This window comes from Acinetobacter sp. SM1B (genome assembly GCF_003289665.1).
GTDB lineage: Bacteria > Pseudomonadota > Gammaproteobacteria > Pseudomonadales > Moraxellaceae > Acinetobacter > Acinetobacter schindleri.
The window spans coordinates 47830-61644 of the sequence record NZ_QMBM01000001.1; the positions used below are offsets into that span (position 1 = coordinate 47830).

Genomic DNA, 13815 nt, shown 5'->3' on the forward strand with positions numbered 1-13815 from the left:
GGACTTTTTTTAGTCAAAAAACTCATCATAATGCTGGCATAGATAGACAAATCAATATATTCCACGAAGTGGGTTTTACGACATTCAACCGTGAGAACCGCTGCATTACTTGCATGATCTGGGGTTGGACGGAGGGGATTTTATGGTAACAGCGAATTTAGCAACAATTGTGGGCTTTGGCCTGGTAGCCGCTGCTGTACTTGTTGTGTTCTTCTCGCCGTATCGTCGCTGGTTAAGTTTTATGGTGGCTGGAATGTTTACCTGGGGGCTGATTGAAGTCATTCGCCTGGGAACACAGACACTATTTGAACTGCCAATGACCTATGGTTATTTAGCGGCGTTATCGAGTGTGATGGTCATAGTAACTCTATTGTTGCTACGTGAAGATCGTCGTGCCGAGCGCGCACTGGCCAAGCGCCGCTGCATCGAACATACACCTGTTTATGAAGATGACCAGCAGCAGTTATCCAGCCGATAATTGCGCTATTAAAAACAATAAAAACAAATGCACCTTCGGGTGCATTTTTTGTTAACGATCATCTACAAACTGCATGCTTAACCTCCTTGTAATTTATGCTAGGATAGCTATCAATTTTCGTACAATTACAATAGGCATAACTCATGAAACTGTCGTCAATTCCTGTCCTGAAACTTCCTTTGGTCGATCTCAGTACCGACCCGCTTGATTTACTGGTTGCAGGCTTGGCTTTGCGTATGAAGCAGTTGGCACGTACCAGTCCAAAATTTATTGAATTGGTCCATGAGCGTCAGTTCCGTATCCAGATCGGTACAGATGAAGGTCTGGCGCGCCAGATTATTGTCAATAACGGTGATATTGATACTGTATCAGGTAATGCTGAGCCGGCAGATTTTGTATTGCAGTTTGCAGACAGCGAGCAGGGTGTTAAAACTTTGATGAAAGGTGACCCAACCGCATTTATGACCGGCATGCAAAACGGCACTATCAAAATGGAAGGTGACTTCGGTTTGTTGGTCTGGTTTAACCAGGTGGCAAAAATGCTTCCACCAAAATTGCCAAAACCAGTCAAAGAAAAGGTGAAGCTGGTACGTCAGTTCATCAAAGAGAAAACGGGTAAATAAGATTTAAATTTTTTAAAAGATCTGGAATGCTAGTCAATTAAATAATTGGTTAGCATTTTTTTCGAGCTTAGAAAATATTGGACACATGAAATATTATCCGCAATTGTTTCAGGCAAGACTAGAGCTAAAAGAGATTGTTTCTGCGAGACATATATTCATTGATCAGACCTGACGAGTTTTGCGGTGAGGAGCATTGCTTCGCAAGATGCCTCCCTTGCGAAGCTCCACTTCTCATTCAGGCAAAACCAAAATAATAAAGACTGATGTAAAAAAATAATTTATAAAGAAAAAATTTCGAGAAACAAAGTATCAGGAAACTTGTTATTCAACTTCTAAATTAAACGTTACCGGTCCGTCATTGATCAGATGCACTTTCATGTCGGCGGCAAAAATACCAGTTTGTACATGATCAAACTGGCTTTGTGCATATTCCACCAGCTGTTCATACAAGGCTTTTGCTTCAGCCGGTGGCATGGCCGGACCGAAGTCAGGACGTAAACCTTTTTGGGTTTGGGCCATCAGGGTAAACTGTGAAACCAGCAATAAACCACCGCCCGCCTGGGCAACGTTCCAGCCCATTTTTCCCTGTTCATCATCAAAGAAACGATATTTCAGGATTTTATCAATCAGCTTCTGGCCTTTTTCTAGGGTATCTTCCTTACCAATCCCTAAAAAGACCAAGATACCGTGCTGAATTTCTCCGGTTGTTTCACCCTCAACAACGACTTTGGCTTCTATCACTCGCTGTAATAATGCGCGCATATTTGACTCAAAAACTGAAAATTATGTGCATTGTACAAGAACCGCAGCAAGTCTGCAGATTAGCTCTGCTTAAAATGTATTCTAATCTATTGACTATATTTGATAATATTTTAAATAATCTAAAAACACGATTGAATTTATAAAAATTATCTGTTTTATCTATTTTTTACTCTCGAGTATCTTAGCCCATGCAGGAAAGGTAATAAATTGAGAGATTTAGAAATGTTTAAGCGTTCATTACTGGTTGCAATGCTTGCAACTGTCACAGCCGCACAAGCTGCCCCATTAACTAAAGATAACGGCGCGCCAGTGGGGGATAACCAGAACTCGATCACCGCCGGTCCAAATGGTTCCGTTTTACTTCAAGATGTACAATTAGTTCAAAAATTACAACGTTTTGGTCGTGAGCGTATTCCTGAGCGTGTGGTACATGCGCGTGGTACAGGGGCATATGGTGAATTCGTTGCAACCAAAGACCTATCTGATCTGACCCTTGCTTCATTGTTCAAAGCCGGTACTAAAACTCCAGTTTTCTTACGCTTCTCTACCGTAATTCATGGTAAAGGTTCACCAGAGACTTTACGTGACCCGCACGGTTTCGCAGTGAAGTTCTATACTCAAGAAGGTAACTGGGACTTGGTCGGTAACCAGACACCGGTATTTTTTATCCGTGATGCAATCAAGTTCCCGGACTTCATTCACGCCATGAAGCCAAGCCCGGTGACCAACGTACAAGATGCTAACCGTGTGTTTGATTTCCTGTCAAGCCAGCCATGGGCAACCAACATGCTGACGTATGTATACGGCAAGCAAGGTGTTCCAACCAGCTACCGCGAACAGGACGGTTTTGGTGTGCACGCTTACAAACTGTATAACGACAAAGGCGAATACAAGTACGTGAAATTCAACTTCCGCTCTAAACAAGGCGTGAAGGGCTTGAACGTGAAAGAAGCGGCTGAGCAGCAAGGTAAAGATTTCAACCATTTAACCAATGATCTTTATAACAACATCTATGCAGGTAACTTCCCGAAATGGGATCTGTACATTCAGGTGATTGATCCTAAAGACCTGGGCAAGTTTGATTTCGATCCGCTAGATCCAACTAAAATCTGGCCAACTGAGCTGGTTCCAGAAACCAAAGTCGGTACCTTGACCCTGAACCGTATGCCGAAGAACTTCTTCAATGAAACTGAACAGTCGGCATTTGCGCCAGGTAACCTGGTACCAGGGATCGAGCCATCAGAAGACCGTCTGTTACAAGGCCGTATCTTCTCTTATTCAGATACCCAAATGTACCGTCTGGGTGCAAACCACCAGCAGATTCCGGTGAACCGTCCAGTGGTGAATGTGAACAACAATAACCAGGATGGCTACATGAATGTATCTGAGCGTGACTCAGATGTGAACTATGAGCCAAGCCGTAAAGAGCCAAAAGCTGCAACTGCGAAAGCACGTGCGGTTCAAACTCCACTTACTGGCACAGTTCAGCAGATCGGTACCAAAGAGCAGAACTTCAAGCAGGCTGGTGAACTTTACCGTTCATACACAGCTAAAGAGAAAGATGACCTGATCATGAACCTAGCTGCTGACCTGGGCAATGTCAAAGATTCAGAAACCAAGCACATCATGTTGTCTTATTTCTATAAAGCAGATGCAGACTACGGTACCCGTATGACCAAAGCGGTGAACGGTAACCTGGCGACGGTTAAAGCCAAAGCTGCAAAATTAAAAGACTAATCTCGATTGGTCTTGAGGAACTGGTGACTAGGGTATAGCGCATCACCTCCGAAAAGTCCTGTAAAACTCCAAACCTTTCCTGCACCCTAGGGGGAGTTTTACAGGCACTCCGTTTCTATCTCATCTCAGGTGAATTGAATCCTGAGTGACTGAAATTTTCTTTTCGATTTCTGTTGGAGTTCATCATGAAATTTATGCCAGAAGCATTTTTAGCCAGTATTCTTGCCTTCAGTTCCGCATTCGCAACTGCTGCTGAAGTAAAGAGTATCTCCCCTGCAAAAACTGCGGCAAGCGTTCAGATGACCTCACAACAGGAATTGGTCGACCTGTTCTTTGCTGCGGCCAAAATTGGTAATAGCGAAGTTATCAACGAATTTTTAAAGCATGGCTTTCCGGTCGATGTGCGCAATAAAGACGGTTATACCCCGCTGATGATGGCGACCTATTATGGTCATCAGAGTATTGTTACAACCTTGTTGAAACATGGTGCAGACCGCTGTGCCCGAGACAACCGCGGCAATACGGCTTTAATGGGTGCCTTGTTCAAAATGGAATTTGCCATTGCCAAGCAGCTGCGTCAGATGGATTGTGATGCCCAAGCCAAAAAGGCCGGACAAAAAACCACGGCTGAATTTGCTAAAGTGATTGGCCAGGAAAAACAGCTACAAAAAATCATCCAGGAAGCAGAAAAACCTAAAACAAAAGCAGACAAATAGGCTGTTATTTATAGCAGTACTTTGGTCTATATTTCTCCTGGCTGTATGTAATTGCTGCAATATTGCATGGCTTTTTATGCTTTAATGCAAAGATAAGCACAGCGATATTTCCTAAGTTATGGCGTCAATCATCCAATCCCTGCTTGATACTGACTTGTACAAATTCACCATGTTACAAGTGGTATTACACAAGTTTCCGCAAACGCACAGTCTTTATCATTTCCGTTGCCGTAATCTTGAAGATACGGTTTATCCACTCACGGATATCCTGGATGATCTGAACCATCAGCTTGATCTGCTGTGCCAGCTGAAATTTAAAGAAGATGAACTACAGTATTTACGCAGCTTGCGTTTTATCAAAAGTGATTTTGTGGATTATCTGGAGCTGTTCCAGCTCAAACGCCGCTTTATCAAGGCGACCATCGACAGTGAAGGTCGTTTAGACATTACCGTTGAAGGCCCAATGGTTCAGGCTATGATGTTTGAAATCTTTGTCCTGGCGATTGTCAACGAACTGTATTTCAGCCGGATCCGTACTCCAGAAGTGCTGATAGAAGGTGAACGTCGGCTGCAGGCCAAAATGGAACTGCTGAAACAGTACGATGCTTCGCAGGATTCAAATGATCCGCCATTTCTGGTATCTGATTTTGGTACCCGCCGCCGTTACAGCTTCGAGTGGCAAAAGCATGTGGTGGAAGAATTTAATAAGGCAGCGCCACAAGTCTTCCGTGGAACCAGTAATGTACTATTAGCCAAAGAATTGGGTATTACGCCAATTGGTACGATGGCACATGAATTCCTGCAAGCTTTCCAGGCACTGGATGTACGCCTACGTGATTTCCAGAAAGCAGCGCTTGAAACCTGGGTGCAGGAATATCGTGGTGATCTGGGAATTGCCCTGACTGATGTGGTCGGGATGGATGCCTTCTTACGTGATTTCGACCTGTATTTTGCCAAACTGTTTGATGGCTTACGTCATGACAGTGGCGACCCTTATGAATGGGGGGATAAGGCTTACGTACATTATAAAAAGCTGAAAATAGACAGCAAAACCAAGATGCTGACTTTCAGTGATGGACTGAATCTGGAAAAAGCATGGAAACTGCATCAGTACTTCAAAGATCGCTTCCAGGTCAGCTTCGGGATCGGAACGAATTTGACCAATGACATGGGGCAGACACCGCTGAATATCGTGCTGAAACTGGTGGAATGTAACCGTCAGTCAGTCGCAAAAATTTCCGACAGTCCAGGAAAAACCATGACCGACAATGATACCTTCCTTGCGTATCTGCGTCAGGTATTTGACATCAGCGAAGTCGCTGAACAATAATCCCAATCAGCCGTCTCCAACCTGAGGCGGTTTTTTTATGCAATGTCCTGTGTGTTAGGGTCGTTAGCATAAATTGTGATAAATAACTCAATAAAAACCGCATAATTGTAAAAATGAGCTGTGCTAAGATCAGACTGATTTGAACCATAACACCTATGATAACGATGACAGCTTTAGCTTTTAATTTGGGTCTGCTGATAGAAACAGAAGACTTGGTGCAGCATCTGGGCAATGAAAAACTCCGTATTGTTGACCTGAGCCGTGCCTCTGTTTATGAACAGTTGCATATTCCGCATGCACTCCATTTACAGCCAAAAATGCTGGTTCGTCAGGAAGAGCAAGCTTTGGGTTTATTACCGGATCAAGAAGGCCTAGAAGCACTGGTTGGTTATCTGAACATTTCTCCTGAGCATCATGTCGTGGCTTATGATGATGAAGGTGGGGCTTGGGCAGGGCGTCTGTTATGGAACTTACATTGTTTAGGATTTGAGAACACCAGCTTACTTAATGGTGGTATTCATGCCTGGTTAGCGGCTGGGCTGCCGACTTCCTCTGATCCGGTGAAGCTGGAGCCAGTCGAACAACTGGTGCAGATCAACCTGAACCAGGAAAATACAGTACGGATTGACTATGAAGCCCTACGTCAGCAGGTCGATCAAGGGCAGATCCAGCTCTGGGATTGTCGTACTGAAGATGAATATACCGGCCTGCGTCTGACAGCACGACGCGGCGGTCACATTCCGGGAGCACGTCATTTTGAGTGGAGTACTGCCCTTAACCGTGAAAATCATTTAAAATTACACCCTTTGCAGCGCACACAACAGCGCCTGGAACAACTGGGTTTTAATCTTAAGCAGCCTGTGGTGGTGTACTGTCAGTCACATCACCGCTCCGGGCTGGCCTATATCTTAGGACGTCTGCTCGGCTGGAAAATTCAGGCTTATGACGGTGCGTGGAGTGAATGGGGCAACCGCCTCGATAGTCCAATCGCTACAGGGGAGTTGCCATCTTGAGTATCACATCGCGTTTAAAACAACAATTATTTATCCAGGCTCAGAAAGTGGTGCCACAGCATCGTCTGTCTCGTGTGGTAGGTAAAATTGCAGCCAGTGAAAATCCGGTTGTAAAAACTGCGGTGATTTCTGCTTTTAAAGCCAAATACGGTATCGACATGTCGATTGCGGAGCAGACCAATGCCTTGAAGTTCAAGTCATTTAATGATTTCTTTACCCGCGGTCTAAGAACCGGAGTGCGTGCGGTTGACGCTGACCAGGGCAGTATTGTTTCTCCTGCCGATGGCGCCATTTCCCAGCTCGGCAAGATTGAAAATGGTGATGTGTTCCAGGCCAAAGGCCAAAAGTTTACAGTTGAAAATCTGATTGCCGATCCACAACTGGCGCAGCCATTCAAAAACGGTGAATTTGCCACAGTATATCTGTCACCACGTGACTATCACCGTGTGCATATGCCATTTGCTGGCACACTGACAGAAACCCTGTATGTACCGGGTGAACTGTTCTCGGTCAATCAGACGACAGCAGAAAATATTCCAGGCCTGTTTGCACGTAATGAGCGCATGGTGTGCCTGTTTGATACTGAGCTTGGTCGTATGGCAGTGGTGCTTGTTGGAGCCATGATTGTAGCCGGTATTGAAACCGTGGCGACGGGTAAAGTAAAACCTTCAGGCCGGATTGAATTGAACCAGCATAATCTGTTCCTGGAAAAAGGTGCAGAACTTGGCCGTTTTTACCTGGGCTCAACGGCTGTCATTCTGTTTGAAGAAAACAAGATGCAATGGGATGAGAAGTTTAAAGCCAATTCAACAGTGTTGATGGGTGAAGCTTTAGGGCATACCGTTTAAGAAAATTCCTCCTGACCTTCCTTTGAAAAGGGAGGAATTAAAAGGTACAAAAAAAAGCGCCATCAGGCGCTTTTTTTAGATCTAGAATTTATTTATTGCTTCACAACAATCGAATCGATACCACTATGCTGCAAAGTCTGTTGTGCAATCACTGCCGCTTCTACAGAATCATAAGGGCCGGAAACCACACGGTACCAGACCTTGCCATTTTCAACGCTTCTGACCACATCCGCAGATAGGCCATTCAGGATAATCTCGGCACGGCGTGCATCCGCCTGATCCGGATCATCAAAACTGCGTACTTGTAGAATATAGGTCGCTACTGGTGCAACAGGTTCTTCAGTTACCAGTCCCGGCTCATTCACAGTTTCAGGTGCAGCTTCCTCAGTTCGAGGAGCTTCTACAATGACCACAGCATCCTGTTTATTGGTTTCAGGCACAGCCTGTTCAGGAATTGGAGTAACCTGCTGTTTCGGCAACAGGTCATAGAAGCGATAATCCTTGTTGGTGTCTTCCTCTTCATAATGCTGAGAAGTGATCTGATCATTGTTTGGTTTTACAGGTTCCCATGGCTTCCACAGCATGAGCGCCACCAGAAAACTTAACACGATTAAAATGATCACGAGTGTGCCTAACCATGCAGGAATCAATGGCTTCTTTGGCTTGTTCGGACGTTCAGATACACCGCGTTGCGTTTTTCCAAACACTGGGGATTTCCTCTTGTATTTATTTTACCAGACAGAGAAAGGCATAACCGGTGTTATGCCTTACTCTCTGCATCGTATGTGATCGTAATACAAATGTCATTATACAAATCACCCACTCCACAGGATATTTTTATGAACTAGATGTCAAATTGGACATCTAGTTCATAGTTTTGGCTGTCTGCTTGCATGCTTACTCTGAACAAAGTTCTTCGTCTCGCGTCAAATAGAAAAGTAATGCTTTACATTTCCACTTCGAGTCTAGCTCTCGTCTTGCGAGTATGCAAAGCAGTGCTTTGACTATTTACCTTCTTGTATCAATGTAAAAGCAGTGCTTTACATTTCCACTTCGAGCCTAGCTCTCGTCTTGCGAGCATGCAAAGCAGTGCTTTGCTTACATGCTCTCAGGAGCTGATACGCCAAGAAGTTCCAGACCATTACGGAGCACTTGACGTACATTTACAGACAACAGCAAACGAGCTTGAGTCAGTTCAGCATCATCACCGAGTACTTTGTTCTCATTGTACCAACCATGGAACAATGCAGCCAATTCTTTCAGATAATTACCCACCTGGTGCGGTTCATAGCTGTTTGCAGCACGAAACACAATCTCAGGGTAGGCTGCCAGTTTTGCCAAGATTTCAGTTTCAGCATCCAGCTCGAGCTTAGCGGCCAGACCACGTGCAGTCACAACATCAAAGTTTACGCCAGTCGCAACCGCCTTTTCTAACATACGGCAGATACGTGCATGGGCATACTGGATATAGTACACAGCGTTGTCCTTGCTTTGTGACACTGCAAGGTCAAGGTCAAAGTCAATGTGCTGTTCAGACTTACGCATCACATAGTAGAAACGTGCTGCGTCATTACCCACTTCTTTACGCAGGTCACGCAAAGTCACGAACTGACCTGAACGAGACGACATTTGTACCATCTCACCACCACGCCATAAGCTAACGAATTGCACTAACAGCACAGTCAGTTTCTTCGAATCATAGCCCAGTGCATCAATCGCGGCTTTTACACGTGCGATATAACCGTGGTGGTCTGAACCCCAGATATCAATGATATCGGTATAGCCACGTTGTAGTTTATTTAAGTGGTACGCAATGTCTGATGCGAAATAAGTCGTTTGACCATTACGGCGTTTGACCACACGGTCTTTTTCATCACCAAATTCAGTTGATTTGAACCAGATGTTGCCATCTTTTTCGTATAAGAAACCACGTTGATCCAGCGTTTGTAATGCTTCTTCAATTTTTTCTGTCAAAGATGCTTCACTGAACCACTGGTTGAAAGTCACACCAAATTCACCAAGGTCATCTTTAATGTCATCAAGAATCGCTTTAAGCGCTGCTTGATGGAACACACGGTAGCCTTTGCCAATTAAGCTTTGAGAATTGAAGATCAAACCATCGATATGTTTTTCTTTATCGCCTGAAAGTACGACTTTATTGCCTTCAGCATCCGGTTCTGCCGCAAATTGCACATCTTCAGGTACGTCTTTGTAGACATCTGCCACCGGGCGCACATAGGCATCGCCATCCTGGTCGATAATGCTTTGTGCGATCTCTTTAACGTAGTCACCTTGATAGGCATTTTTCGGGAATACCAGTTCTTGGCCAGTCAATTCCAGATAACGTAAATAAGTTGAAGTTGCCAGAATATCCATTTGACGACCGGCATCATTCACATAATATTCCCGGTCAACTTTCGCACCTGTTGCCTCTAACAGGTTCGCTACGGTCATACCATATGCAGCACCACGGCCATGACCCACATGCAGGCTAGAAGTTGGATTCGCAGAAACAAATTCCACCTGGATGCGTTTTTCCGCATTGGCCTGGGTACGACCATAAGTCGCTTGTTGCGCCTGGATCTGGTCCAGAACCGCGAAACGCTGGTCAGCATTCAGGAAGAAGTTAATGAAACCCGGGCCTGCAATCTCGGCTTTGCTGATATCTGCAACTTCTGGCAAGGCAGCAAGAATTTTTTCTGCTAAATCACGCGGCTTCATACCCGCAGCTTTAGACGCGATCATGGCAATATTTGATGCAAAGTCACCGTGGCTACGGTCTTTGGTACGCGTCAAATTACTTGTATTGTTCCAGTCAGATGGGAGTACGTTTTGTGCCTGTAAGGTTTGCACTGCATGATCGAGAGCTGCTTGGATTGCCGTATTCATAATCAGTCGAAAATAGATATCGCAGAAAAACAGCAAATATAGCAAATTTCCGACTCTTTAGGTAAAACCATTTATGGGGAATAAAAAATATACGATCGGTAGCTGGAAGATTTATACAGAATTGTCATTTATTCGTTCGTATATCACATAAAGAATATCGTAATAAGCAAGTTGCAAAATTTGCTATAAAAATGAATCCTCAATCACTGAAAATAGCCTATATTAACCAGATTGAAATAACAAAAAGAGCTTGCAGTGGATTCGCAACAACGTCCGGTTATCTTTGGCAATACTCCTAAACTTCCCGCTAAATGGGCACTGATAATTATCCCTTTCATCCTGTCCTGCCTGATGAGCGGTATCATTTCTTTCATTAATATGCTGCGTACTTTGGGCTGGATTGAAGGTTTTATTTCATTATGGCTGCATAACTGGATGATTTCCTGGGCGTTCGCTTTTCCGATCGTGCTGCTATTGTTGCCATTCGTACGTAAGCTCACTGGCCTGTTGGTGGATATGAGTGGCTCACAACTACCGAAGTAGATTTATTGATTGCATACCACTCACGCGTTGATTGAGTTGATTTACCTGCCGATTTTGAAAAGTATACAGCTGGCCCGAATGATCAATTTTCAGGACTCTGGCTTGCACTAGAGCAAGCCGGAAGATCTCCAGCTTTTTGAGATTAAGCAGAACAAAAGGATTACCAAGATTGTTCTAGCAGGAACTACACCTGACCTTGTACTGCTTAAAACACGTTTAAGGTTTTCTAGAGTTCTTATCTGGCAAATAGAAAATTGAATGATGGCTCAATCCCTGAGATTTGAGCATAAGCTAAGAATCAAAGCACATATTCGACAATGGCCCGGATAATCCCCAGTACCAGACCGATAAAGGCCCCGACCACCACGCCGTTGACCCGGATCATATGCAGATCGCCACCGACCTCATTTTCAATCTTGTCAATCATTTCACGTGAATCCCATTCATGAATCCGTTCACTGATAAAACGGATGACTTTCTCGCTGTATTGATCACTTAAGTCAACTGCCATATTACTCATACGGTTATTCAGTAATTCACGCACTGAACTGTTGGAAATGATATTTTCACCCACTTGCTGAATGGCAATACGTAGATTCTCTGCAATACCGGAATCCGGTTTTTCCAGATCTGCCTTGATCGCATCACAGAGAATCACCACGGCACCACTAATGAAGTTCAGTACCTGTGGGCTGTCCAGCAGGGCATCTTTAGCAGAATTTAGACGCTGACTGGCATCGCTATCATTGTCAGCTAGTTGCAGCATCAGCTGATGGGCGGACTCTTCAATCTTCAGGCGCCAAGGATGATCCGGATCTGCCAGCATGGCTTCGACGCGCTGAATTACCGAGTCGATACTGCGCTGTTGCACGTCAATCCCGATCCAGCTGGCACCCTTTGCCAATTTCCACACCCCCATTTCCTTAAACAGGGTACGGGTCAGTTCACGGGTCTGCTCCGGATGAGACGTCATCCAGGCATGTACCAGATCCAGGCCACGTTGCAGAACATCCTGATGAAAATCATTTTCCAGTACAGCGCGCAACATCTCACTGGCCAGATGATTGATCTGGGTGCTTTTCACCCATTGCACACTATTGCTCTGAATAAAGCCGGAAATCTGTTCCTGACCGACAAATTCAAAGATCCGTGGAGCAGTCTGCTGGATGACCTGAGTCACCTGACGGTTATTCTCCGGATTTGCCAGCCAGCGGCCTGCTGCCAGGCTCAGGTCGGTACTGGCCAGACTACGCTCCACAATTTGTGGAGACAGGAAGTTTTCCTGCACAAAGCGACCCATCGACTCGGCAATACGGGCCTTATTGCGTGGAATGATCTCGGTGTGGTCACGCAGAAACCTGGGAATGGGCAACTTGCCAAAAGGATTGCGGAACAGAACGGTAATTGCGTACCAGTCTGCCATTCCACCTACCACACCTGCTTCTGCAGACAGCATCAGGATATGGATCAACCATACATATTCTGGCAGTAATTTGGCAGCGACCATCAGTGCCAGCCAGGTGACGACAGCCACAATTAAGGCAATGGTGGCAAAACGTTTACTGCGTTGCAGGCTCGGTGAACTGGTCTCTGTCTGCATAAAGACTCCTATTTAGTCATAGTCACAGGCTGTGGCTGCAGTATCTCACCTGTTGGGCTCAGACCATATTTAGCGCCGAGCGATTGTAGAATCAAGCGAGCATCGAAGGCATCTTTGGGCGCCTGTCCCTGTTTAAAGCATTCAATCGTATAGGCAATCTGTGCTGGCTCTACAGTGACACGATACGGCATGTCATAGAAGGGATCAGGCCAATAAAATGGATAACGGCGATAATAGCCATAGGGATATGGCATGGGTGTGGGATAGACGATTGCTTCACGCGGAGGTCGTTGGGTACGGTTGCTTGGATCATCCAGCACCCGAAAGAACTGGAAACCATTCTGTATAGTCGTCTGGGCCGCCTTAACTAAGGTAATTTCTTCAGCTGTCCCAAAGCTCATGTTTGGACGCGCCTTGAAACTGATCCGGTAAGTCTGGGCATTGAGAGGTGTAGTACTGTACTGGCCGAGCTGATCAAAGGTCAGTGGTTTGGAAGGCGTCGTTGCACAGCCTGAAAGCAGGGCAGTGCTTGCAAATGCTAAGGCGATGATGGTCTTCTTCATCTTCGTTCTCCTGATGGGGTGATCCAGCGACAGCAGTACCTGAAAATACCTAAAAACTGCTATCCGGCTGGGTCAGGAAACTTAATTCTTCCTCGGTAGATTCACGGCCCAGAATCTGGTTGCGATGTGGGTAGCGTCCAAAGCGTTCGATAATGATTTTATGCTTGATTTCATATTCGAGATTAGACGGATTACCGAGGCGTTGAAATAGTTTGAAGGCATATTCATGAATCAGTCTGGATTCACTGTGCATGAACGGCATATATAAAAAAGCCCGCTGTTCCGGACTGAGCTGCTTGTCCAGATCCAGGCTAATGGCTTCCTGTGCCAGAGCTAGAGCCAGGCTATCCTGGGCAAAAGCACGTGCAGTACCCCGAAAAATATTGCGAGAAAACTGGTCCAGAACAATGATTTCTGCCAGACGGCCTTCGGCAGTTTTACGCCAGGACCATAATTCGGCCTGACTTGCCTGTTCCAGAATTTCTGAAAATTGCTCAGTCAAACTTTGGTCGAAATGGTCGCTTTTGGCAAACCAGTTCGGCTGGTTCTCGGCACTAAACCAGAAGTCCAAAATATCTTGATAATTCATAAGGTTTACAATTCATTAGCATTTATTTGTTAATAAAATCACAAATTTCACATGTCTTATAGAGAAAGTTTGTGTTAAAAATTTGCGGAATTAAAATCAATGGTTTGCCTGAAAAGCAGGCAGG

General features: G+C 45.1%; 14 protein-coding genes. 8 read left to right on the top strand and 6 right to left on the bottom strand.

Features of this window, described 5'->3' with window-relative positions; translation table 11 throughout:
- Positions 1-142 precede the first annotated feature (142 nt).
- Both aciT and C8322_RS00210 read left to right on the top strand, forming a co-directional pair.
- Positions 143-478, top strand: coding sequence for a ciprofloxacin tolerance protein AciT (gene aciT / locus C8322_RS00205; protein WP_099337779.1), 336 nt, complete (start codon positions 143-145; stop codon positions 476-478).
- Between the two features lie 143 nt (positions 479-621).
- A complete protein-coding gene (locus C8322_RS00210; RefSeq protein ID WP_004813874.1) occupies positions 622-1101 on the top strand; it encodes a hypothetical protein in 480 nt (159 codons plus the stop codon).
- A gap of 321 nt (positions 1102-1422) precedes the next feature.
- On the opposite strand, the gene dtd is transcribed toward C8322_RS00210, so the two are convergent.
- Positions 1423-1863: a D-aminoacyl-tRNA deacylase gene (gene dtd / locus C8322_RS00215; RefSeq protein ID WP_111810236.1), complete on the bottom strand. Its 441-nt coding sequence runs from the start codon at positions 1861-1863 to the stop codon at positions 1423-1425.
- Between the two features lie 222 nt (positions 1864-2085).
- On the opposite strand from dtd, the gene C8322_RS00220 reads away from it, so the two are divergent.
- From C8322_RS00220 to asd, 5 genes are all read left to right on the top strand, one after another.
- The gene (locus tag C8322_RS00220; protein ID WP_111810237.1) at positions 2086-3600 is read left to right on the top strand and encodes a catalase; all 1515 of its coding nucleotides are present in this window, start codon (positions 2086-2088) and stop codon (positions 3598-3600) included.
- 185 nt (positions 3601-3785) lie between these two features.
- Positions 3786-4316 carry an ankyrin repeat domain-containing protein gene (locus C8322_RS00225; RefSeq protein ID WP_111810238.1) on the top strand — a complete coding sequence of 177 codons (531 nt, stop codon included), beginning with the start codon at positions 3786-3788 and terminating at the stop codon, positions 4314-4316.
- 118 nt (positions 4317-4434) lie between these two features.
- Positions 4435-5646, top strand: a complete 1212-nt coding sequence (gene pncB / locus C8322_RS00230; RefSeq protein WP_111810239.1) for a nicotinate phosphoribosyltransferase — start codon at positions 4435-4437, stop codon at positions 5644-5646.
- A 164-nt stretch (positions 5647-5810) separates the two neighbouring features.
- The gene (locus tag C8322_RS00235) at positions 5811-6659 is read left to right on the top strand and encodes a sulfurtransferase (protein WP_111810240.1); all 849 of its coding nucleotides are present in this window, start codon (positions 5811-5813) and stop codon (positions 6657-6659) included.
- Complete coding sequence (gene asd, locus C8322_RS00240) at positions 6656-7507, top strand: archaetidylserine decarboxylase (protein WP_004813864.1); 852 nt, start codon at positions 6656-6658, stop codon at positions 7505-7507. Before C8322_RS00235 ends, asd begins: the two co-directional genes overlap by 4 nt.
- A gap of 92 nt (positions 7508-7599) precedes the next feature.
- On the opposite strand, the gene C8322_RS00245 is transcribed toward asd, so the two are convergent.
- Together C8322_RS00245 and argS are read right to left on the bottom strand one after the other, a co-directional pair.
- Positions 7600-8214, bottom strand: coding sequence for an SPOR domain-containing protein (locus C8322_RS00245; protein WP_004813862.1), 615 nt, complete (start codon positions 8212-8214; stop codon positions 7600-7602).
- Between the two features lie 391 nt (positions 8215-8605).
- Positions 8606-10396: an arginine--tRNA ligase gene (gene argS / locus C8322_RS00250; RefSeq protein ID WP_111810241.1), complete on the bottom strand. Its 1791-nt coding sequence runs from the start codon at positions 10394-10396 to the stop codon at positions 8606-8608.
- A 255-nt stretch (positions 10397-10651) separates the two neighbouring features.
- On the opposite strand from argS, the gene C8322_RS00255 reads away from it, so the two are divergent.
- The gene (locus C8322_RS00255) at positions 10652-10939 is read left to right on the top strand and encodes a DUF2798 domain-containing protein (RefSeq protein WP_004890882.1); all 288 of its coding nucleotides are present in this window, start codon (positions 10652-10654) and stop codon (positions 10937-10939) included.
- 298 nt (positions 10940-11237) lie between these two features.
- On the opposite strand, the gene C8322_RS00260 is transcribed toward C8322_RS00255, so the two are convergent.
- From C8322_RS00260 to C8322_RS00270, 3 genes are read right to left on the bottom strand one after another with little or no spacing between them, the layout of a single operon-like run.
- The gene (locus tag C8322_RS00260) at positions 11238-12539 is read right to left on the bottom strand and encodes a DUF445 domain-containing protein (RefSeq protein WP_004890880.1); all 1302 of its coding nucleotides are present in this window, start codon (positions 12537-12539) and stop codon (positions 11238-11240) included.
- Positions 12540-12547: 8 nt separating this feature from the next.
- Positions 12548-13102: a CC0125/CC1285 family lipoprotein gene (locus C8322_RS00265; RefSeq protein WP_004890876.1), complete on the bottom strand. Its 555-nt coding sequence runs from the start codon at positions 13100-13102 to the stop codon at positions 12548-12550.
- A 49-nt stretch (positions 13103-13151) separates the two neighbouring features.
- Entirely contained in the window at positions 13152-13691 is a 540-nt protein-coding gene (locus tag C8322_RS00270; protein WP_004890874.1) for a DUF924 family protein, read from the bottom strand.
- Positions 13692-13815: the final 124 nt, after the last annotated feature.